The organism is Trichocoleus sp. FACHB-46, from assembly GCF_014695385.1.
Taxonomy (GTDB): Bacteria; Cyanobacteriota; Cyanobacteriia; order FACHB-46; family FACHB-46; genus Trichocoleus.
Map to the genome: position 1 here is coordinate 143,724 of NZ_JACJOD010000010.1, position 23,961 is coordinate 167,684.

The window sequence follows — 23,961 nt, forward strand, 5'->3', positions numbered from 1 at the left end:
ACAAGCAATTCGGCACAGTTGGAATGGTGATCGAAAACCCCGTCGGCAACGTTTCTGAAGAAGTTTTTGTCTTTCCAACATCCTTCGCCCAGCAGCGGCTGTGGTTTCTGGAGCAGCTTGTTCCCAACACCTGTTTATATAATGTGCCGACTGTATTTCGCCTGACTGGTGCCCTCAATGTAGTTGTTTTAGAGCAAAGCTTTAATGAGTTGGTGCGTCGTCATGAAACTCTGCGAACAACTTTTGTGGTGATTGACGGAGAACCCGCGCAGGCGATCGCACCTCGTCTTAATATCCCTCTCTCCATCATCGACTTGCAACATTGTTCTGTCCTAGAGCGGGAAGCAGAAGCGCAGCAACTGATCCGGACAGAAATGCAACGGCCATTCTGTTTGTCTCAAGGGCCGCTGATTCGGTTGGTCCTGTTTCGGTTGGCTCCATCAGAACATATCCTTTTGATCAATTTGCATCATATCGTTTTTGATGAATGGTCCAGTGGCATCTTGATCCGAGAATTGGGGGCTTTGTATACCACTTTGAGTACAGATGCAGCTTCTCCTTTATCAGATTTGCCGATTCAGTATGCAGATTTCGCTCATTGGCAACGAGAATGGTTGCAGGGAGAAATTTTAGAGTTACAACTTGCTTACTGGCGACAACAGTTGCGAGAAGTGCCTGTGCTAGATCTTCCGACCGATCGCCCGCGTCCCAATCTGCCTACTTATCAGGGGGCGCTGCATCAAGTGGAACTACCCCAAAGCTTAGCTGAAGCGCTTAATGCCCTGAGCCAGAACGCAGGCACTACCCTGTTTATGACCTTGTTGGCAGCGTTCCAGACATTGCTCTATCGCTACACAGGGCAGACAGATATTGCCATCGGTTCGCCAATTGCCAATCGCAACCGCAGTGAACTGGAGAACTTAATTGGGTTCTTTGCCAACAGTTTAGTGCTGCGCGGAGATCTGTCTGGTAATCCTACTTTTGTGGAACTGCTAGAGCGATCGCGGCAGATGACTCTGGCCGCATATGCCCATCAAGATGTGCCGTTCGAGAAGCTGGTTGAGGAGTTGCACCCTATCCGTAACCCTAGCCATAATCCCCTGTTTCAAGTCATATTTGCGCTGCAAAATGCGCCGATGACCCAGCTAGAGTTGTCTGGGTTGACGCTGGACGCCATTGAGTTTGACACCCGCAGTAGTCGCTTCGATTTGGAGCTGTATCTGTGGGAATGCGGGGAGAATTTTCGAGGTTTGTGGGGGCAAGGCTGGCAAAACTCCACAGGTTTGCGAGGGGTGGTGGTCTACAACACAGATCTATTTCAACCGGAGACAATTGCTCGCTTCATGCGATCGCTGCAAACTCTTTTGGAGGCGATTGTCGCTAATCCTCATCAGCGCTTGGCAGACTTACCTGTACTGACTGCGGTTGAACAAAAACAGATCTTGCTGGATTGGAATCAGACGGATACAGCCTATCCCAAATCTCAGTGCATTCATCAACTGTTTGAAGCGCAAGTAGAAAAGTCACCGGATGCGATTGCAGTTCAATTTGACGACAAACAATTTACTTATCAAGCCTTAAACCAAGGCAGTAATCAATTAGCCCGCTATTTACAGAAACTAGGAGTTGGGGCGGAGGCATTAGTAGGTGTTTGTCTCGATCGCTCCTCCGAGATGGTGGCAGCTCTCCTCGGTATTATCAAGGTGGGAGGGGCTTATGTACCGCTAGATCCGACATATCCCTCAGAACGACTCCGCTTCATGATCGAGGATGCTCAAGTCCCTGTATTGCTTACGCAATCAGAATATCGAGAGCAGTTTCGAGATTGTCCAGTTCAGGTGATTTGCCTCGATCAGGAGTGGGCTGCGATCGCTCAAGAGAGTGAAGAAAATCTCCCTAACCAAGTTACAGCCGAAGATTTGGCTTATGTGGTTTATACCTCTGGCTCCACAGGGCAACCCAAGGGAGTAACTGTGCCACATCGAGCGGTGAATCGGCTGGTCTGCAATACCAACTATATCCAGATTCATCCCAGCGATCGCATAGCTCAAGTCTCTAATGTCTCTTTTGATGCCGCTACGTTTGAGATTTGGGGTGCCCTGCTGAATGGGGGTCAACTGATTGGAATTGAGCGGGAAGTATCTTTATCTCCGCTGAAATTCGCAACAGCTTTAGTCCAACAGCAGATTGACATCCTATTTCTGACCACAGCTCTGTTTAACCAAATCGCCAGTGAAGTCCCGACTGCATTTCACAGATTACGATATCTTTTATTTGGCGGAGAAATTGCCGATCTACAACGGGTTCGAGCTGTAAGCCAAGCAGGTGTACCAAAACACTTGCTGCATGTTTACGGTCCGACGGAAAGTACCACGTTTGCCTCTTGTTACGAGATCCAGGAACTGCCAGAAACTACCACCTCTCTCCCGATTGGTCGCCCAGTTGCTAATACCCAACTCTATATCCTTGATGCTCAGTTACAACCTGTGCCAATTGGAGCCAAAGGCGAGTTATACATTGGCGGTGATGGGCTTGCAGTAGGCTATCTTAACCAACCAGAACTAACCGCTGAGCGATTCATTTCTTATAAGGATGAAGCAAGCTACCTCCTTCCTCTCTACAAAACCGGAGATCTCGCTCGTTATCACCCTGATGGCAATATTGAATTTTTGGGTCGTAGCGATCATCAGGTAAAGCTGCGGGGTTTTCGGATTGAGTTGGGGGAAGTTGAGGCGGCTTTGCAGCAACATCCACAGGTGCAAGCAGCGATCGCCAAGCTCCAGTCGTCTGAGCCACAAGCTGATGATTTACAAGCTGATAGGGATCAGAAATCACTGGTTGCTTATATTGTGTCTAGCCAGAAACCCGCTCCTACTACTTCAGAACTGCGGAGTTTTTTGAAGGCGAAGTTGCCAGAGTATATGATTCCAAGCGCGATCGCAGTTTTGGAGATTCTGCCGCTCACTCCGAATGGCAAGGTAGATCGGCGGGCTTTGCCTCTTGTAAGCTTAGCCTCGGTAGCTGGGATGACTGCTGCTCAAGCGCCACAAACGGAGATTGAACAAAAGCTGGCTGCGATCTGGATGCGGCTTTTAGGGCTCCCGCAGGTTGGAGTTCATGACAACTTCTTTGAGTTAGGAGGACACTCGCTGCTAGCAACCCAACTCATGTCTCGCATCCGCGATGTCTTGCAGGTGGAAGTGCCGTTGCGTAGTTTGTTTGAGGCTCCCACGATCGCGGGTTTGGCTAAACAGATGGAAACGCTCAGTTGGATCGGGCGGAGGCAGGAAGTTTCTGGTGCTATAGCAGTGGGACGTGAGGAGGTAGAGTTTTGACGACGGCTGAGTTTTTAGCTTATCTGCGGCAATTAGATATTCAAGTTTGGTTAGAGGGAGCCAATCTACGCTGTAGTGCCCCGGAAGGAGCCTTGACCCCAGAATTACGGGCCGCGATCGCTCAACGCAAATCAGAGTTGCTGCACTGGTTAAATCAAGCTCATGCCTCTGCCCATCAAGCTGCACCTGAACTGAAGCCAATTTCCCGTAATCAACCGCTACCGCTCTCCTTTGCCCAACAGCGATTATGGTTTCTCGATCAACTGGTGCCAGAAAACCCCTTCTACAACATGCCCTCAGCCGTGCGACTCAGCGGGCATTTGCATCTAAAGGCGTTGGAACAAGCTTTTGCGGAACTGGTGCAACGTCATGAAACACTCCGAACTCGCTTTGCCAAAGTAGACGGGCAACCCACCCAGATCATCACGCCTGCTTTGCCACTGTCTATTCCAGTGACGGATCTGCAAAGTCTGGATTCCTCGGCACAAGAGGAGACCGTTCGGCAAATTGCCACAGAGGAAGCACATTGCCCCTTTGATCTCACAGTCAGTCCGTTGTTGCGGGTGAAGTTGTTGCAGCTAGAGGCGACAGAATATCTACTACTGCTCAATCTGCATCACATTATTTCGGATGGTTGGTCGTTGGGGGTGTTAATGCGAGAGCTAGGAGCGCTCTACACGGCCTTTGCAGAGGGCCAGCCTTCTCCTTTGTCAGAGCTGCCGATTCAGTATGCAGACTTTGCTCACTGGCAGCGGCAATGGCTACAAGGAGAAGTGCTGGAGTCGCAACTGGCTTATTGGCGACAACAGTTGCAAGATCTGCCAGTACTGAATCTCCCGATTGATCATCCCCGTCCAGCCACCCAAAGTTATAAAGGCGCGATCGCTCCCTTAGCGCTATCTCATCAGCTCACGCAAGCTCTAGAGGAACTGAGCCAACAAGCAGGAACAACGCTGTTCATGACCCTTTTGGCTGCGTTCCAAGCTCTACTTTTTCGTTACACAGGGCAGACCAATGTGGCTGTAGGTTCTCCGATTGCCAACCGTAACCGTAGTGAGATCGAGGGATTGATCGGTTTTTTCGTCAATAGCTTAGTATTACGAACCGATCTCTCTGGTAATCCGACGTTTCGGGAGTTGTTGGAGCGATCGCGGGAAGTCGCATTAGCCGCCTACGCTCATCAAGATGTGCCGTTTGAAAAGTTGGTTGAAGAACTACATCCAGAGCGAGACTTGAGCCGCAATCCATTGTTTCAGGTCGCATTTGCCCTCCAGAATGCACCGATGGCACCGTTGGAACTCCCTGGCCTGACCCTATCTCCTTGGAAACTAGATGTTGGCACCGCTCGGTTTGATCTGGAGTTCCATATATGGGAGCAAGCAGAAGGGCTGAGTGGTCTCTGGGATACCCCAAGGGAGGGGTTGAGCGGCTTTGTAGCGTACAGTACCGAACTGTTTGAGCTAGCTACGATCACGCGAATGATTGGGCATTTTCAAACACTGCTAGAGGGAATTGTTGCCAATCCAGATCAGCGACTTGCCGATCTGTCGATCTTGAATACGGCTGAACAGCATCAACTGCTAGTAGAGTGGAATCAAACTCAGGTGGAGTACGACAAGGATGTTTGTATTCATCACCTATTTGCTGCTCAAGCTGAAAAAACACCTGATGCGATTGCGGTTTCCGCACCCTCTGGAAACGTAGGTGTGGCCGATCAGCAATTGACCTATCAAGAATTGGATCAACGAGCCAATCAACTCGCACACTATTTACAGCAAGTAGGGGTGGGGACAGAAACCCTAGTTGGCATCTGTGTCGATCGCTCCCTTGATGTCTTAATTGCCATCTTGGGTGTGTGGAAAGCGGGAGGTGCTTATGTGCCGCTCGATCCGGAGTATCCCCGCGATCGCCTCCAGTTTATGCTGCAAGATTCGCAAGTTTTGGTGTTGCTGACTCAGCGATCGCATGTGGAAGTGTTTGATATTTCCCCATTTTCCTTGCAAGAGGAGAGTGGTAAACCCATTTCGGGAGAGGATCAGACGCTTCGAGTCATCTGTCTAGATCAAGATCGGGAGTTAATTGCTCAGCAGAAACAGTCAGCCCCCGCTAGTGTTGCGACAGCCGATCATTTGGCCTATGTGATCTACACCTCTGGCTCGACCGGGATGCCCAAAGGGGTGATGGTAGAGCATCGGGGGCTTTGCAATGTGGTGGCAGCGCAACAGCAAAGCTTCAACTTGCCGCTCGGGAGTCGAGTGTTGCAATTTAGCGCTTGGAGCTTCGATGCTTCCATCTTTGAGATGCTGATGGCGCTAGGCTCTAGGGGGACGCTCTACATTGTGCCCCAGTCAGCGCGATCGCCTGGAATAGAACTGGTTCAATTCCTCCAAACCCAGAGTATTGCTGCCGCGATTTTGCCGCCTGCGGTCTTGGCCCTACTGCCAGAAAATGACCTATCAACGTTGCAAACAGTGATTGCGGGTGGAGAAGCTTGTAGCGGTGAAATCGTGAGAAAGTGGGCGCAAGGACGACGGCTTTTCAATGCCTATGGCCCTACAGAAACCACGATTTGGGCGACCGTCGCCGAACTCACTCACAGAGCTGAGAGTCCCGAAAAACCATCGATTGGCCGTCCTGTGGCGAACATCCAAATTTATGTTTTAGATGCTCATCAACAGCCTGTGCCCATTGGCGTGGTCGGTGAGTTGTATATTGGCGGTGACGGAGTGGCTAGGGGATACCTCAACCGACCGGACTTAACTGCTGAGCGCTTTATCCCTTGCCCGTTTAGCGCTAGCCCAGGGGCAAGATTGTATAAAACAGGAGATTTGGCTAGATATAGATCTGATGGCCTCTTAGAATTCATCGGGCGAGCAGATGAACAGGTTAAAATCCGGGGCTTCCGGATGGAGTTAGGCGAGATTGAAGCGGTTTTGCAGCAGCATCCTTTAGTGAAAGGAGCGATCGCCACAGTTCAGGAATCAGCCTCTGGCGATCAACAGTTAACGGCTTATGTCTCTTTCCATCCAGAGCGTGAAGGAGCTGGGATGGCGATCGCCCAGCAGCTACAGCAGGAGCAAGTAGAACATTGGCAAACTCTATACGATCAGACCTATGCTCAGCCTGTTAATTCTGCTGATCCAACGTTCAATATTGTGGGCTGGAATAGCAGTTATACGGGGCAACCCATTCCAATAGAACAGATGCGAGAATGGGTCGATCGCCGAGTGGAACAAATTCTCGCCCTACAACCTCAGCGAGTACTAGAAATTGGTTGTGGAACAGGATTGCTGCTATTTCAACTAGCGCCTCACTATCTCGAATATTGGGCTACAGATTTTTCCCAAATCTCATTAAGTACGATTCAGCAGCAGCTAAACCAGCAACAGTTGCCGCCCGTAAAACTATTGCATCGTTCGGCTAACGACTTTGCAGGTATAGAGCCAGCTAGATTTGATCTGATTGTGCTCAATTCGGTGGTGCAATACTTTCCGAGTGTGGATTACTTAGTGCAAGTTTTGGAGGGAGCGCTACAAGCCCTGGCTCCAGGCGGTTCTCTCTTTATTGGGGATGTGCGAAATCTAGCACTGTGGTCTGCCTTTCATGCTTCTGTGCAGATGGAGCAAGCTAGCCCTGCATTGGAGCGATCGCACCTCCAGCAACAAGTCCAACGAGCCATGTTTGAGGAACCAGAACTGCTGATCGATCCAGAATTTTTTCAGGCATTGCGATCGCATTTTCCGCAAATACAGGACATACAAATTCAGCTTACTCGTGGTCAGGCTCATAATGAGATGACCCAGTTCCGCTACAACGTCATTTTGCAAAAAGAAACTCAAGTGAGGGAGATGCAAGAGCAACAGCCGTTGGTCCCTACGAATCTGAATGTTTCTGAGTGGGATTGGACGAACGAGCTGACCATTGCGATGATCCGGCGGCATCTCATTGAAGCGCAACCAGCGAGATTGACAGTTAGAGGGGTACTAAATGCCCGTGTGATTGCGGCAGTTGCAGTAGCGGCTTGGTTAGCAGAGGTAGATGGGCCTAAAACTGTAGGACATATGCGAACAGCCCTAGAGCAATTGGCAGAACCTGGAGTTGATCCAGAAGCTTGGTGGAGTTTGGAGCAAGAGTTGCCCTACGACGTAAACGTGAGCTGGGCAGCAGTTGGGAGCGATCGCTATGATGTGACCTTACAACATCGAGAGGTCAAGGCAGAGCGGAGACTGGAGCCTGAGGCGATCGCTCCTGCTCGTCCTTGGTCCACTTATGCCAATCAGCCTCTACAAAGACAGTTGGCGCGACAGCTAGTGCCCCAGATCCGAAATTACCTGGAGCAAAAGTTGCCAAACTATATGGTGCCTACTGCTTTTGTCGTATTAGAAACTCTCCCGCTCACCCCCAGCGGCAAGATTGACCGTCGAGCTCTCCCTGCTCCCGTTCCGATGGGATCAACGCAAGGATATGTGGCACCGCGATCGCCCATAGAAGCAAAATTAGTCTCTATCTGGTCAGAATTGCTGGGGGTGAAGCGAGTGGGTCTCCACGACAACTTTTTTGAACTGGGAGGACATTCTCTCCTTGCGACTCAACTGACTTCGCGCATCCGAGATGCTTTTGCGGTAGAACTGCCTCTGCGTCATTTATTTGAGTCTCCGACTATTGCTCAATTGGCTCAGCAAATTGACAGTTTGCAGGTTAGCCAACCCCAGCCATCTATTCCTGCCATTGTCCCGCTCTCAAGAGATGCATATCGGCGATCGCGCTCGTCTTTGAATCAAAATCAGGGGAAATAACGGGTGACAGCTAGTAACAGCCAGGAAGAATTGTTCGTCTTTCCGGCGTCATTTGCTCAGCAGCGATTGTGGTTTCTACATCAGCTCGTCCCAGAAAATCCTTTTTATAATGTCTTGGCTGCAATTCGCTTGCAAGGAAACTTGCACATAGGAGCATTAGAGCAAGCGCTTCAGGAGATTGGGCACCGCCATGAAGTTCTCCGGACTACCTTTGCAGTAGTAGAGGGCGAACTGGCTCAAATCATCAGCCCTAGTTTCCAGTTATCTCTACCTGTAGTAGATTTACGCGCGATTCCCGCGATCGCCCGTACCGAAGCAGCCCAGCGAATTGTCCAAGAGGCAGCCCGACGTTCCTTTGATCTCACGATAGGGCCATTGTTCCAAGCGCAGTTATTGCAACTTGATGCAGCCGACTATATCTTGTTGCTAAATTTTCACCATATCGTGGCGGATGGTTGGTCGATCGCGGTATTGATTCGAGAGTTGACGACGCTCTATCCTGCTTTTCTCAAGCGCCAACCATCTCCTTTGCCAGAGTTACCCATTCAATATGCCGACTTTGCCCATTGGCAGCGAGAATATCTGCAAGGCGAGGTATTAGCATCTCAGCTCTCTTATTGGCGACAACAGCTTCAAAATCTCCCAGAATTGCAGTTACCTACGGATTATCCCCGTCCAGTCACGCCTAGCTACCGAGGAGCTGCCCAACAGCTAGAGCTATCACCCAAACTAACCTCAGCCTTAGAGAGCTTGAGCGATCGCGCGGGCGTATCCCTCTTTATGACGCTGCTTGCTGCATTTCAGACGCTGTTGTACCGCTATACAGGGCAAACAGATATCGTGGTGGGTTCAGCGATCGCCAACCGCAACCGCACCGAATTAGAAAATTTAATTGGATTCTTCGTCAACAGTTTAGTATTACGGATTGACCTCTCTGGTAATCCTATGTTTGATGAGCTACTAGAACGAGTTCGTCAAATGACGTTGGCTGCCTATGCTCATCAAGAGGTGCCTTTTGAGAAGTTGGTTGAGGAATTGCAGCCAGAACGCGATTTGAGTCGAAATCCTCTCTTTCAGGTGGTTTTCACGCTCCAAAATACTCCAGTTGCCAAGCTGGAACTCCCTGGATTAGTGCTCAGCAGTTTGCCTGTAGAAACAGAAACGGCTCGCGTTGATCTGGAATTCCACGTCTATAAATCTCTCGATCGGCTCACCTGTACGGCAATCTACAGCACTGACTTGTTTGAGCCAGCGACCATGACTCACCTACTAGCGCACTTCCAAACCTTGCTAACAGGGATTGTAGCTGATCCAAAACAACAGATTGCTCATCTACCTATTCTGTCTTCGAGAGAACGTCATCAGCTTTTGCACAAGTGGAGTCAAACAGTGACTCATGAGGTTGCGCCTCTCTGTGCTCACCAACTCTTTGAAGCGCAAGTTCAGCAAACGCCAGATGCCATTGCTCTTACCTACCAAAATCAGCGCCTTACCTATCAAGAACTCAATCAACGGGCCAATCAATTAGCTCACTACTTGCAGGAGTTAGGTGTAGGGGCAGAAGTTTTGGTGGGTCTCTGTGTCGATCGCTCCCCAGAAATGGTGATTAGTCTGTTAGCCATCTGGAAGGCGGGTGGCGCTTATCTGCCGCTCGACCCTGGCTACCCACGCGATCGCTTGCAGTTCATGCTAGTAGATGCTGAAGTCAAAATTTTAGTCACGCAATCTTCTCATTTGCATCTGTTTGATAGTGAGTTGCTGCAGGTGGTTTGTTTAGATCAGGCGCAGAGAGCGATCGCGCAACAAAACCAAACCAACCTGGTTAACCAGATTACGGCTAACAATTTGGCTTATGTCATCTACACTTCGGGTTCTACAGGCCAGCCCAAAGGGGTCTTAGTCGAGCATCGCGGGTTGAGCAATTTGGTAGAAGCGCAAAGACAGATCTTCCGTCCCAAACTCGATAGCCGCATTTTGCAATTTGCCTCCCTGAGTTTCGATGCTGCCGCCTTTGAGATCCTCATGGCTTTAATTAATGGAGCCACGCTCTACCTAGCGCCCCAGACATCTTTGCTACCTGGAGCAGATTTACTCCAATTTCTCCGTCATCATGCGATTACCCATGCCACTCTACCTCCCAGTGTCTTATCTGTTTTGCCCGCAGAACCTCTGCCCGCTCTGCAAGTTCTAATCTCGGCAGGAGAAGCTTGTTCTAGTAGCATTGTTAAACGCTGGGCGCAAGGACGACAGTTTTTTAATGCCTATGGCCCCACTGAAGTGACTATTTGGGCCACTGTGGCTGAGTTGACTGTAGATAGCGCTAAACCTACCATCGGTCGTCCGATCGCCAATACTCAAATCTACATTCTGGATACTCATCTCCAACCTGTTCCCATCGGTGTTGTTGGTGAGTTGTACATTGCTGGCATCGGCGTTGCCCGTGGCTATCTCAATCGACCTGACCTAACTGCTGAGCGTTTTGTTTCTCTCTCTCTCCCCTCTGCGGAAACGCTTGCAGCGAACACACCTCTCTACAAAACTGGCGATCGCGCTCGGTATCTCCCTGATGGCAATATTGAGTTTTTAGGGCGAGCGGATACCCAGGTGAAGTTACGGGGTTTTCGGGTTGAGTTGGGTGAAATTGAGGCTGTGCTCCAGCAGCATGAAGCAGTTCAGGTGGCAGTTGCGATTGCCCGCCAGGACACATCCGGTGATCTGTTTTTAGTGGCCTATATCGTTCCTCGGCAACAACAGTCTGTCAGATTGGAGGAGTTACGGAAGTTTTTGCGATCGCGTCTGCCGAGTTATCTGATTCCCGCCACGTTTGTCTTGCTAGAAACTCTGCCGCTCACGCCGAACGGGAAAGTAGATCGAGCTGCGTTACCGATGCCTGAACTGGCAGATCTCCGGTTGGGAGAGTCTATGACTGCTCCTCGCACTCTGCTTGAGAAGAAATTGGCCAATATTTGGGCTGAGGTGTTGCACTTGGAGCAGGTTGGCATTGATGACAATTTCTTTGCACTGGGGGGAGACTCGTTTTTGGCGCTACGCCTGATGGAGCAAGTTCAACAACAATTTGAGCAATCTTTACCTTTATCGATGTTGTTTTTGGCTCCGACGGTGGAGCAACTGGCGAAACAACTATCAAGCCCAAAATCTCCAGCTTGGTCGCCTCTCGTACCGTTGCAACCTGCGGGTACTAAGCCTCCTTTCTTCTGTATCCATCCTGTAATGGGGATGGTACTGCCTTATGCTGAGTTAGCCCGCCGGATGGGAACTGAGCAACCTTTTTATGGACTGCAACCTTTTGGGTTAGATGGTCAACAGCCGCCGCTCAGGAGTATTGAGCAGATGGCGAGCCATTACATCCAGGCGATTCGAGCCGTACAGCCGCAAGGCCCCTATTATCTAGGAGGATGGTCTTTCGGAGGCTTGGTAGCGTTTGAAATGGCCCAACAACTGCGGCAAGCAGGTCATGAAGTGGCGCTGCTAGCATTACTCGATACCCTCGCTCCTATTCCTAGGAATCAACCGTCTTTTGGAGAGAGTTGGCGATTTCTGATCACGACTGTCCTGAAATCTCTCCCTTCTTTTGGGCTAGACTATTTCCGTCTCCTGATCGCTTCTCTATCGAAGACTTTTTGGAAAAGGCGATCGCGCCTCAACCAGATTCGATCAAAGACTCTGAGGGCTGCTCCCTCTAGGCTTCCTCCTGACTCGCAACTGCGACTCCTCAAAGAATTGGCGCTAAGCCCCATGCTCCGCATCTTTTATGCCAACAGTCAGGCAGTACAACGCTATATTCCTCGAATTTATTCGGGTCCGATTACGTTGTTCAAAAGCTCACAGTTTAAAAGCTCAAAACCATTGAGCCAAGCCAAAGATGATTTTCTCGGCTGGCACAGTTTAACTACAACCGAGATAAAAACTCATGTCATTCCTGGCGACCACTTCTCAATCTTGAAGCAACCTCACGTACAGGTTTTGGCTGAACAATTGCGCACCTATCTTAAGTAGGTGTAGTCCAAAAGCTCGTTGATTTAGTAGTTCAGATTAGAATAGTTATTAGATTTAGCGATCAGACTGATAAATTTATTAAGCTAAAAGTGTCTGAGGATACATGAATTTAGAGGAATTCATCAAGAAAATTAAGACACTTAGGCAGTCAAGTAGCCATTTCACTGAAGATAAGAACTCAGAGTACTTAGACCCTTTACTGATCTACGAACAACTGTTAACAGCCCTAGAAGAACTGCAAGTTGCAGAAGCGGAACTGGTACAGCAAAATGAAGAGTTGCAAATTACTCGTGACTTAATTGACCAGGAGCGCCAACGGTATCAAGAATTATTTGAATTTGCTCCAGACAGCTATATTGTCACAGATGTCAGCGGCCAAATTCAGGAAGTGAACGAAGCGGCGATCGCGTTACTCAATTTGCCTAAGATATCTCTGATTCGTAAGCCATTATCTGTCTTTATTGCTGAATCAGAGCGAGCTATTTTTCGTCTCAGGTTACAAAGATTGCAGCAAGAGCCTACCCAGCAAGAGTGGGAGATGCGGCTACAACCTCGCCGAGGACAGCCCTTAGATGTAGCAACGACAGTTGCAGTCGTGCGAGACAACTGGGCAAGGCCAATCATGCTACGTTGGCTGCTGCGCGATATTACTGCTCGCAAGCAGGGAGAGAGACAAGTCAAAAAGCTGAATGCAGAACTGATGCAGCGATCGCTCTTTGAAGCCAGTCTGAAGCGAATTCGGGACAAAGTGCGAGAAAGCTTAGATGAAAGCCAGATTTTGCAAACTGCGGTGCAGGAATTAGCCATTGGGCTGCACTTGCGTGCTTGTGATACTGCTATGTATGACCTGCAAACAGGCACTTCTACCGTTTGCTATCAATATAGTGCTCCTGGTGTCTTGACGCCTTCTGTAGTAGGGCAAGTAATCCAGATGGCAGCCTTTCCGGATGGTTACAGTCAGCTTCAGCAAGCTCAAACTTTTCAGTTTTGTGAAATAACGACTGACCCCGCTCGAAGTCAAGTAGCGATTCTAGCTTGTCCCATTGCTGACCATGAGGGTGTCATTGGTGATCTGTGGTGCTTTAGCGACGGAGAGCGAGCCTTCCAGGAAGCTGAGGTGAACCTGGTGCAGCAGATTGCTGACCAATGCGCTATTGCGATTCGGCAAGCTCGGCTCTACCAAACAGCCCAAGCCCAGGTTGAGGAACTAGCAAAACTCAATTTGCTCAAGGATGATTTCTTAAGTACGGTTTCTCACGAACTCCGCACTCCTTTAGCAAACATCAAAATGGCGTCTCAACTGCTCCAAATTGCTAGCACTCCTGAACAACGGGAGAAATATCTTAAGGTCTTGCAAGGAGAATGCGATCGCGAAGCGGCTCTAATTAATGACCTTCTAGACTTACAACGTCTAGAGAGTAACCTCCAGAGCAACTTTGTGCCGGAAGCAATCAATCTCTCTACCTGGCTGCCTAACCTCATCACGTCCCTGCAACTGAAAGCTAAAGCCCACCGACAAACCCTTCAGTTAGATCTCCCCATCTCATTGCCAGTTTTTATCATTGACCAAGGTAGCTTAGAGCGGTTGCTAGTAGAACTGCTGCATAACGCCTATAAGTACACAGCAGCAGATGGAGAGATTATTCTGCAAGTTCGAGCGACTAGTGCTGTGACTACCTTCACGGTACGGAATCAAGCAGAAATTCCCGCTGAGCAATTACCTCGTATCTTCGACAAGTTCTACCGGATTCCTCATGCTGATCGCTGGAAGCAAGGAGGGACAGGTTTAGGCTTATCCCTGGTAAAGCGTTTAGTAGAGCAACTCCAAGGCACAGTCGAAGTAGAGAGTAGGGGTGGTTGGACAACCTTTACAGTGCAACTGCCCAATCACCCAAGCAGGAATGAATGATTAATTGCTGCTGGCGCTTCTCTCAGAGAGTTTCTTCTCGGTAAGTTCTGCTAAATTGGGTGTGGCGATGAAGCCAAAGTAAGTTGCGATCGCAGCGGTAGAGGCATGCAGCCAAATCTCATTACCAAAGATAGGGATAAAGCCCAAAGTGGATTGAGTAGCGGGAATCAGACCCAGAATGGTGAGCAATCCATAGAATAGGGCCAGCGCGCCACTGTAGAGACGGGAGCTGCCTAAGGAGATAGAAGCTAGAATTCCTAGAAATCCTACAGTCAGATGAACGATATTGTGCAAGAAGTTAATCGGGAATAAACCTAATAGATCGCCATATCCGCCACTAAAGCCAAGATTCGCCGCATCGGCTGACACTGTAGGTTCTTTCACCAAGGCTGGGATAAATCCCATAATGCCAATTAGCAGAAAAAGGATACCTATCACCAAGGCGAAATACTGTCCTGGTTTCCGAGATTTCATTGTTGAGATTCCTATTGTCTAAAACTGTGGTCTAACGTGGTCTAAAAAGACGCAAAATCGGCAAAGCCTTAACGGTTAAGCATAATCATCAAACACTTATGAATCTTCTTCTTAGGGCTTGTTTGGATGTATCAAGACGCTGTGTTTAGCAATACGCTCCAAATATTTTGATGCTGCGATTTTCAAGCGAATCGCCCCCACCCTGAAGCTCAGTAATTACTTTGACGGCTGCAATGCTTGTACTAAAACCGCGATCGCCTTCTGTTTTTGTGGGTCTGCGCCTTGAGCATAAGCTAACTGGAATGGCACTTCTATATCTGGCTTCACGCCTCTCCCTTCAAGCCGTTCTCCGTTGACAAACACATCTACCACAGCTAGATATAGTAGGCTACCATCCTGCATCAGAAATGGGCGACCTCCCACCACAGCTCCTGGAGTTTGGCTACCAATCACGGCTCCAATGTTGTATTTCTGAAAGCCATAAGCCAAAATCTCTTTACCACTTCTAGAGCGTTGGTTGACCAACATAACGACTGGCTTGCTCCAACGGTAATTGAGGTCAGTTTTGGTGCCATCGCGTTCAACTTGAGTCAGGGTTGGAGTCTTGGCAGTAAAGAAGTTGAGATATTCCGGGATAGCACCACCCCAACCCTCTCGCAAGTCTAAAATTAATCCGTCTGCTGTTCTCAAATCGCCATAGATTAGCGATCGCTTTAATTCCTCTTGGTAGCGATCGCCCGCATAAGACCAAATATGCACATAGCCAATTCGCTGATTCTCTTGCTCAATCATCTCCGTGCTCGCCTGCATCGCTTCTAAAAAAAGCTTGGTGGGATCTAGAGATTTGGGAGTAACGGTAATTGTTTGAGTGCTAGCCGCATCCGAGGTGCGCTGAATGGAGACTTTGACTCCTTGCCCTACCTTGCCGACAAAAGATTGGATTGGTTGGTAAGGACGGCCCTCGACACTGAGTAAGCGATCGCCCACCTTCAAGCCTGCCTTCTCCGCAGGGCTGCCATTGAGGATAGCGCTGATAAAAGTTTGACCGTTCAGCTCTTGGGTGAAAATGCCAATGCCAGGATATTCCACCTTGCCATCTGGGAAGAACTTTCTCAGTTGTCTCCACAAACTATCAGATTGAAAGATGCCTAAAAGTTGGTAGTAAGCAGGTTCGGAGCGAGTGTAAAACTGCGTATGAGAAGTCTGCAACTCAGACAACATCTGATTGATCACGACAGCGGCTGCTTCCATCGAGCTGGCTTGCGCTACTAAGGGCCTGTAGCGATCGCGAATTGCCTGCCAGTCCACGCCATTAAACCTGCGATCGTAAAAGTTTTGATTGACTGTCTGCCAAGCTTGTTCAAACACTGCACTTTTAGGGTCTGCTAGTCTGGAAACTGCTGGTAAGACGAGTAGGGCAACTAAAAGTAAACCTGTAACACTTGTAATCGCTAAAGCAAGCCAGCGGTGTAAATTCTTAAGCGATTTTTGGTGCAGGCTAGACATTGGAAAAACTTCCGCAAATCAATTGTTCTTTAATTGAGACTGGTCTTATCACTAGCCTAATTAAGCTCTGCTTTTCTACATTAGTTTTTAATAGCAAAAGCTCGCAGAGATGAGTGATGTGAATGCTTAGCTTTGGCAATGCTGAAGTGGTTTGGCATTACTGCCCACTAGGTTCTGGCTCTGACAAAAGCTGATAATTCTGGCTTCTAATGAAGCACTTTTGTTGGTAGCTAAATATTCTCGGCTAGGGCAAAAACTGATTTGACTGGCTCAGGTTTGCTACCTTAAGAAGAAATTTAGGGACTAGACTGTCAGCTATGCAATTTTAGAATTTGGACTAGAGCGCCGATGAGGTGAATAGAAAAGGCCAAGAAATAATAGAGAATACGGTCAACCCCCCTATCTAGGATCTAGTTTATGAGTAAACGGATTCTTCTTGTAGAAGATAACGAAATCCACCGTCTGTTCACCCAAGATTTTTTAGAGTCGCAAGGATATCAAGTCCTAAGTCTGTGTGACGGCATTGATTTCTTGGAAACGGTGACTGAGTTTCAACCAGACTTACTCATCTTAGATCTAAGGCTACCTCAAGTGGATGGATTCACGCTGCTTCAAGAACTACAACAGTCGCAGTGGCATGCTTTGCCTGTGGTGGTCGTAACGGCCTATGCTTTTTATCGGGAGAAACAAAGAGCGTTGAGGATGGGGGTGCGTTCTTACCTGACTAAGCCCATCAAGCTAGAAGCGATCATCCAAGCGATTGAGGTGGAGCTGAGCCTTAACTAGCTAAACTATGACTGCTCTGGGCTATTGATCAGTGAGAGGGGCACCGTTGGTTGCTCACCCCACGAAACCTGTCAAATATAACCTGCCTTGAAACTTAAACCAGGGTCTACCTAAAGAGGTGGATTGCGACAGCTACTATTCGTAACTCTAGATACAAGACAGGCAAAATTAGAAGGGCTAAATTTTATTCATGTTTATATTCCTCAACGAGAGTCTTTGACTATGTGTTAAAGACTCTTTTATTGCTTTTCTAGAGAAATCCCAGAAGCACGCCTAGTTGAAAAGCCCAATGCTGTGATCAATATCTTCGCGAGCGTCCTCACCCATGCTTCCAGCGATCGCCGTTCCTCAGCTCTCTAGTTCCCCTTCTGTGCGTAAGGCTGTGATTCCAGCCGCAGGCTTTGGTACACGTCTCTTTCCCGCTACCAAGGCAGTTAAGAAGGAGCTATTTCCGATTATTGACGCTGAAGGGCGAGCCAAGCCTGTGATTTTGGCGATCGTAGAAGAAGCGCTTAGTGCTGGGATTGAATCGGTCGGGATTGTGGTGCAGCCCAGCGATCGCGAGCTGTTTGAAACCTTCTTTAAAGCACCACCCGAGGGAGATTATTTCCAGAAACTAGTGGCGAAACAGGGCCCTTACTTGGACTATCTTCAGGAGGTAGGCGATCGCATCACAATTTTGACCCAGGAGCAGCAAGAGGGCTTCGGTCATGCGGTCTTCTGTGCCAAAGACTGGGTACAGGATGAGCCGTTTCTGCTGCTCTTAGGTGATCACGTCTACAAGTCTGATTTGGAGGTCTCCTGTGCGGCTCAGATGTTGGCTATGTTCGAGCGCTGCGGCAAGAGTGTCATTAGTCTGGAAGTGACCCCAGCCGCCGAGATTAGCCATAGAGGATGTGTGACAGGTACGTGGCAGGAGCCACAGGTATTGCTAGACGTGACTCAGTTGGTGGAAAAGCCAGAGGTAGAGTATGCGCGGCAACATCTACATATACCTGGCATGGACCCGGATCAATTGCTATCTATTTTCGGCATGTATGTGCTGCCACCACAAATTTTTGACTACCTGGAAGAGCAGATCCGAGGCAATTTACGCGATCGCAATGAATTTCAGCTCACCTCTGGCCTAGAGCGGCTGCGGCAAGAGTTAGGCATGATGGGCTATATGGTGCAAGGGCGATCGTTTGATACAGGATTACCAGACGCATACCGCCAAGCCCTAATTGAGTTTCGGCAGCCTTAGGAAGTGGGCAAGGGAAACTCAATACTAAATCGCGTCTGTGCGGCTTCACTAGCGACGTGGATGGTCGCGCCTAACCGTTCGACCCGTTTCTTGACTAACGCTAAGCCTAAGCCAGTACCGCTATACTTCCAGGGATCGTTGTTGGGGATGCGGTAGAACTTATCAAAAATGCGATCGCATTCCTCCACTGGGATCTCCACCCCAGAATTGCTGATATGTAGCTGTAACCGTTCGGGGGTAGCCTCGGCGGAGATTTTAATCTGCTCACCTGGGGGGGTGTATTTACAGGCGTTACCAAGCAACTCCGACAAGACGCGCTCTAAATCAATCAGGTCTGTAGTGAGAGCAGGGAGATCATCAGGGAGATCAACCTGGATTTGCTGCTGTTGAGTATGAGCCCGTTCCATAAAAGTTTCTGCTACATGCGGCACCCAAGTACTAAGTTTGATGCTGGTTAATAGTAAGGGTTCTGCATCAGCATCTAGGCGGGACAAGTCTAGCAGGTCATTAATTAAGCTAATTTCTTGTTCACATTCGCTCTGCAAAATCTGGAAATAACGCTCTAAATCTGCTGATGGTGGTATCTCTAGCGGCTCTAAAGTCATCTTCAACATCTGAGTTGCCATTTTGATGTTGGAGATAGGAGTGCGTAACTCATGGGATATGGTGCTTAAAAAGTCATCCTTGAGACCATTGAGTCTTTCTAGGGCTGCCACTTGGGCCTGAGCCGCCTGATAGAGCCGCGCTTGGCGAATAGCGATCGCGCATTGGTTGGCTACTTGCTGCACTAAATGTAATTCTAAATCTCTAAAAGGATAGTCTTTGTCATTGACCAAGCGTAGATCTCCTAATACTCCTTGGTCATCCACGATCGCGCAAGCCAGCATGGCAACTCGCCCTTGAATCGGATGGGGGATTAAGTTGCACAACTGTAGGGATTGCCCTTCTTGGAGTTGCTCATATTCAGGGAAATAGGCCATCTCGATCACAGAGCCTTGCTCTGAAAACATAGAGGCAGTGTATTCATAAGCGATCGTCGCAGTTTGTTGGGTCAGATCGTACAGAGCTGCTTGGCAACGATTTACGCCTAGTACTAGAGCTAACTCCTGCACAACAGTAGCTAAAATTTGTCCTTCATCCAAGCTATCCCGCAACTTATCGGTGATGCGCTTGAGCATGTCATTAAAGTCGAGGACTTGATGCAACTGAGCAGTATACTGGCGTAGCGATCGCTCGGCCTGCTTGCGTTGCGTAATATCGTGAAAGATACAGTGAATTGCCTTGAGCTGATCTGCTTCAAATCGGCTGCTCAAGGTGCCTTCAACTATAACTTCTCGTCCCTCTTTACCCAAAAATGTGATTTCCAAGCTGCGGGTAGCGGGTTTTGCCTGCACCCAGTAGATTGCTTCTAGCCATCGTCCTCGGCTTTGCGGATGCACAATGTCTATGGCTAAGTTGTTGAGGTCCGCTTCGTCATAACCCAACGTATGTTTCCATGCGGGGTTGACATAGAGCAACTCCCCAGACGGAGACATGATATGGATTAAATCATTGGCATGGTCTAAGAAGTTTTGCAACCGTGCTTGGCTCGTGCGCAGTTCAGCGTTTACAGCTTCTAATTGGTCTGCTTGCCGTTGGATCTGAGCAGTCTTCTGAAACAGCTCTACAAAGGCAGCTACCTTGGAGAGGAGAATTTCTGGCTCAATCGGTTTGAATAAATAATCTACTGCTCCGACCGAATAGCCTTTGTAAACCAGCTGGTCGCTGTTGTGGAGCGCCGTCATGAAAATAATCGGGATATGGCGCGATCGCGCGCGGCTACGAATTAGAGTCGCCGTCTCAAATCCATCCATTTCCGGCATTTGGATATCGAGCAAAATCAGAGCAAAGTCTTGCTCCAGCAAGCACTTCAAGGCTTCTTTACCCGAACAAACTCGCACCAAATTTTGACCTAAACTAGCGAGAACTCCTTCTAGCGCTAGCAAATTTTCTACATGGTCATCGACCAGAAGAATATTGACTGGAGGCTCAGTTTGCATCATTCCATTGCAACCCAGGGTAGTACCTGACAGCGGCATAGCGGTATAAAGCTAGCCTGCAAGGACTTTATAGTAGTGAACAGCAATTAACGCTAGTGTGGTTAAGTCACCAGTTTCTTAGTTTAGTGTACGGTGCTTCTAAGTAGTAGCCTCAAGGGATAGATAAGCGCCGTTATCTATGTAACTTTTAATAGATTTAATTTTAATTTGATTTTATCAGCAAAAAATAATAAAAATGTGTCTAAAACAATTATGAGAAAAGCCCTTGGGCGTCTGGCCGTGTTTCGACCCCAAGGGCTTTTGCTTTAGAGTCACTCCCCACATGAGTAAATGTACAGTCTTTCTACCCATGCTTTAGTCCCATTAAGTGACACTTTTCTGACTGTCCTCACTGATGTGGCTTATGTAGGACACATAGCAATCCACCAATTTCATAAATTATTCAGGACTGGTATATAGATTCAGAAAATCTAGATTCAAGGGGCAAGAGTTATTTGTCAAAGGAGAATTGGAATGGGCCTAGCGAAAGTGAGGTAGCCATTGCCGCTTCTTGCACTGCTTCCTTGACGGTTGGTAGGTCTACAAAGCGGATAGCGTGAGGTGAGCTTAAACCAATCTTGCCAGAAAGCTCTACGTCTTCACTAGCGGCCAGCAACAAGCGCAAGCTGTAGGAATCCTGGCGGTTAAAGGGAATGAGAACGACATCCAAGGCGGGTTGTGGTTCCGCAAAGGACAAGGGGGTGAGTTGCTTTACCTGGTGGTCGCGATCGCCTGAGCGGACCTCGACATGCACTGCTCCATCCTCAGCATCGTCCAGATTCAAGGAGATGCCTAACTTAAACTCGTCAAAATCCTGTGTGCCTTGATTGAGTAGATGAATCTGGACCACGCGCAAGTTGTCATACTGATATTCCTTTTGCCCATCCGAAATCCGAATCTCAGTGCGGGGACAAGATGAACCGAGAACATCTTGGAATTGGGGAGGCGTTTCTACTCTTTGAGCGATCGCAGGTTTACGATTGCGGTAGGCTGCGATCGCGGCATAAAGGGCTGCTCCCACTCCACCACTAACCAGTAGAGCGATCGCAATGATGAGAATAGTCAGCCAATGGAGATTAAGTAGAAAATCTAACATCCTTTGCCATTCCGTAACTTCTAACTGATCTCCAACACCTGATCTTTGCCCCAGTGAAATGTCTCTTTTACGGTTCGTCAGAACTCTACAGCTTCCGCTCCTGCCCAATCCCCACGAGAGTTTGCCAGATAGCTATGAAGAAGGTGCAGACAATCAGTGCAAAAGCTTCTGGCCGCTTGAGTAAATCTTTAGCTTCGAGGTTAGGGGCGATCGCCTGATTATCGTCATTGGTACCATTCGCATTGCCATCATTCTCAGGATTAGCTGTAGTTTGGAAGCTGGGGGCAGAAGATGCGGGTTGCTGTGGTGCAGGTTCTCCGGTGGGGGTTGCGGTATCTGTGGCTGCAACCTGATCCTCAAAGTTCGCCGCGATCGCCACAGGCTCTTCTGGTTTAGGTGCTTCTGGCTCTGGTGCTTCTAGCTCGGACTCCTCCGCCACAGGCTGTTCTGACTTAGATTCCTCTGGTTTAGGCTCTGCGATCGCCAGTTCCCCAGAAGGCGGCGTTTCTGGATCTGCTTGGGGTGCTTCTACCTCAATTGCAGCAGTAATCTCAGTTAGGTGGAGGGTCTCGGCGGTCTCAACCGTTTCTGTGTCTAAGCTCAACTGTGCTTCTAGACGCTCTTCTAGAATGGACGGCGTCAGGAGCGGAGCAATCAATTCGTTACTAGCGGTGTCTGGTTTCTGGTGCCCTGGCTCAAACTCCTCAGCAGCCTGATGAAGCTGGGGTTCCACCGTTCCCTCTTTTGCTTCTGATGCTTGCTGGGTCAAGGTAAGCTGCTTGTCGCCTAAAGCCCGAATGGTGGATAAGAGGTTTTTGTGTTTGTGAGGCATGATTGCGGTTCCCAGAGTTAGTTTCAGTAGTAACGAGTTTGAACTGGTGAAACCCAGTTCAGGTCTTGAGCAACCAGTCCGAACTGCTCAACCAAGAAAAAGAGTTAATAGCATCATTTTCCTCCGAAAGCGCTGCGCTATTACCTGGCCTAACGGATGGACCTAGCACTGATCCCTAGGCTGATTTCCGCAAATTTAACCCAGTTCAACTAGCAATTAGGTTGCCTCACTGATCGGAGTGCCCGTTTTAGCGGCACCTTTACCAACAAGTACTAAGAATTTGGGAGATTGAGCTTATGGGGCAATGATCCGGCTTACATTAAGGTTATGGCGCAACTTACATCACATCTTGCTACGGTTAGGGAGAGCAGATCTATATGTATCGAAGAATCCTTGTTGCGATCGATCACTCCAGCATTAGCCGCCAAGCTTTTGAACAAGCTTTAGCCTTAGCGAAGCTGACAGAAGCAAATCTAATGTTGCTCCACGTCCTTTCTTACGAAGAAGAAGGAAGTCCTAGATTGCCAGTGCTGACAGGTTTTGACGCTTATCCTGGCATGATCCGGACTCAAGCTTTAGAGCTATACCAACAGCAATGGCAAAACTATGAAGGTCAAGGGCTAGCAATGCTGCGATCGCGGGCTCAAGAAGCGGCGGATGTAGGTGTGCGAGTGGAGTTTACCCAAAGCCCTGGTAGTCCTGGCCGAGCCATCTGTGCCTTAGCTCGAACTTGGGGCGCAGATTTGATTCTGGTGGGGCGTCGAGGTCGATCGGGTCTGAGCGAACTCTTTTTAGGTAGCGTTAGTAACTATGTGCTGCACCACGCTCCCTGTGCGGTTTTAGTTACCCAAGGAGCGATCGCTCCCAGTCCGCAAGAGCGATCGCCAGAACACGTAGAAGTTTTGTCTTAAAAGTTTTGTCTTGCCAAAAGAGCAAGAGTTTTTCTACCGAGGCAGCCTCAGCAGGTAGGAGGTAGAGTGAAGCGATCGCGGTCGGAATGCAGTCGTGCGGTCATCTCGCTTAAATTCAGATGCTCAATTCAGAAGTAAGTAACTGGTCAATCACCTCAGCGACTCCATCACCTCGGCTGCCTTGCGTCACCCAATCCGCTTGTTCTTTCACCATCGGCAGCGCGTTGGCTACGGCTACAGAGAGGGCGCAAATATTCAGAAAAGCGAGATCATTCTCCGCATCACCAAACCCGACTACGTTCTGTGGAGATAACTCCATGCGTTCTAGGGCTGCTTTCAACCCGGTCGCTTTGTTTAAACCGGAGGGCAGCACCATTACAGCTTCTTTATTGAGAATTATCTGTAGCTCTAACCCCAAATCTCTAATGGTTTCTAATACCGTGGTTTCATAGGGTTTCCAAGTTGCTACAATCACGCGACCAACAGCTAAGGAATCAACTTGGCGTTCTTGAAGAGCTTGGATAAAGGCTGCGGGAGGGCGATCGCCCAACAATTGCTCTTCACGGGTGTTAGGCCAGTACAGCAAAGCCCCATTCTCAGCAACCACACAATCAAACCAATCTACCTGCGGCAGCACCTGGAATAGCTCGTCTAACCGTCTACCTGTGACTAAATAAAATGAGTTTGCGGCCAGATTCGCGGAGGCGTTGCAAGGCTGCCAGCGTGGTTTTGCTGACTTGACCTTTCGTAGCGAGTGTTCCGTCGGGCGTTGCTGAAAGAGTAATGCTGGCTTTGGCACAATGAAGGTATGAAATGTCCTCAATGTCACTCCACTCACACAGCTAAAAACGGTCACCGTCGCGGCAGACAGTGCTATCAGTGCCAGCAGTGTGGTCGCCAATTTCTCGAGTCTTACCGTCCTTGGGCTTACTCCGATGACATCAAGCAACTGTGCATCAAAATGTATCTCAATGGCAT

At 48.9% G+C, this 23,961-nt stretch carries 13 protein-coding genes; 7 read left to right on the forward strand and 6 right to left on the reverse strand.

Annotated features, from left to right (window positions below; genetic code table 11):
* Positions 1–23 precede the first annotated feature (23 nt).
* The 4 genes from H6F72_RS06580 (at position 24) to H6F72_RS06595 (ending at position 14,057) form a co-directional block, all read left to right on the forward strand.
* Positions 24–3,335, forward strand: a complete 3,312-nt coding sequence (locus H6F72_RS06580) for a non-ribosomal peptide synthetase (protein WP_190432976.1) — start codon at positions 24–26, stop codon at positions 3,333–3,335.
* The gene (locus H6F72_RS06585; RefSeq protein ID WP_190432978.1) at positions 3,332–8,131 is read left to right on the forward strand and encodes a non-ribosomal peptide synthetase; all 4,800 of its coding nucleotides are present in this window, start codon (positions 3,332–3,334) and stop codon (positions 8,129–8,131) included. The genes H6F72_RS06580 and H6F72_RS06585 overlap by 4 nt, the downstream gene beginning before the upstream one ends.
* 3 nt (positions 8,132–8,134) lie before the next feature.
* Complete coding sequence (locus tag H6F72_RS06590) at positions 8,135–12,148, forward strand: non-ribosomal peptide synthetase (protein ID WP_190432980.1); 4,014 nt, start codon at positions 8,135–8,137, stop codon at positions 12,146–12,148.
* 103 nt (positions 12,149–12,251) lie between these two features.
* Complete coding sequence (locus tag H6F72_RS06595) at positions 12,252–14,057, forward strand: ATP-binding protein (protein WP_190432982.1); 1,806 nt, start codon at positions 12,252–12,254, stop codon at positions 14,055–14,057.
* Here H6F72_RS06595 and H6F72_RS06600 read toward each other — a convergent pair whose 3' ends face one another.
* Positions 14,058–14,531: a DUF4383 domain-containing protein gene (locus H6F72_RS06600; RefSeq protein ID WP_190432984.1), complete on the reverse strand. Its 474-nt coding sequence runs from the start codon at positions 14,529–14,531 to the stop codon at positions 14,058–14,060.
* A 216-nt stretch (positions 14,532–14,747) separates the two neighbouring features.
* Entirely contained in the window at positions 14,748–16,037 is a 1,290-nt protein-coding gene (locus H6F72_RS06605) for a S41 family peptidase (protein WP_190432986.1), read from the reverse strand.
* Between the two features lie 417 nt (positions 16,038–16,454).
* Here H6F72_RS06605 and H6F72_RS06610 point away from each other — a divergent pair, with 417 nt between their 5' ends.
* Both H6F72_RS06610 and H6F72_RS06615 read left to right on the forward strand, forming a co-directional pair.
* Positions 16,455–16,823 (forward strand): response regulator, encoded by a 369-nt coding sequence (locus tag H6F72_RS06610; RefSeq protein WP_190432988.1) that lies wholly within the window; start codon positions 16,455–16,457, stop codon positions 16,821–16,823.
* A 325-nt stretch (positions 16,824–17,148) separates the two neighbouring features.
* Positions 17,149–18,066, forward strand: coding sequence for a UTP--glucose-1-phosphate uridylyltransferase (locus H6F72_RS06615; protein WP_190432990.1), 918 nt, complete (start codon positions 17,149–17,151; stop codon positions 18,064–18,066).
* Here H6F72_RS06615 and H6F72_RS06620 read toward each other — a convergent pair.
* From H6F72_RS06620 to H6F72_RS06630, 3 genes are all read right to left on the reverse strand, one after another.
* Positions 18,063–20,108, reverse strand: coding sequence for an ATP-binding protein (locus tag H6F72_RS06620; protein ID WP_190432992.1), 2,046 nt, complete (start codon positions 20,106–20,108; stop codon positions 18,063–18,065). The genes H6F72_RS06615 and H6F72_RS06620 overlap by 4 nt on opposite strands.
* Before the next feature lie 487 nt (positions 20,109–20,595).
* The gene (locus H6F72_RS06625; RefSeq protein WP_190432994.1) at positions 20,596–21,240 is read right to left on the reverse strand and encodes a hypothetical protein; all 645 of its coding nucleotides are present in this window, start codon (positions 21,238–21,240) and stop codon (positions 20,596–20,598) included.
* An 85-nt stretch (positions 21,241–21,325) separates the two neighbouring features.
* Positions 21,326–22,072 carry a hypothetical protein gene (locus H6F72_RS06630; protein ID WP_190432996.1) on the reverse strand — a complete coding sequence of 249 codons (747 nt, stop codon included), beginning with the start codon at positions 22,070–22,072 and terminating at the stop codon, positions 21,326–21,328.
* A gap of 377 nt (positions 22,073–22,449) precedes the next feature.
* Between H6F72_RS06630 and H6F72_RS06635 the strand changes: the two genes are divergently transcribed.
* Entirely contained in the window at positions 22,450–22,983 is a 534-nt protein-coding gene (locus tag H6F72_RS06635) for a universal stress protein (protein WP_190432997.1), read from the forward strand.
* Positions 22,984–23,098: 115 nt separating this feature from the next.
* Here H6F72_RS06635 and H6F72_RS31040 read toward each other — a convergent pair whose 3' ends face one another.
* Positions 23,099–23,782 carry an HAD-IIB family hydrolase gene (locus H6F72_RS31040; protein WP_348252519.1) on the reverse strand — a complete coding sequence of 228 codons (684 nt, stop codon included), beginning with the start codon at positions 23,780–23,782 and terminating at the stop codon, positions 23,099–23,101.
* Between the last annotated feature and the right edge of the window lie 179 nt (positions 23,783–23,961).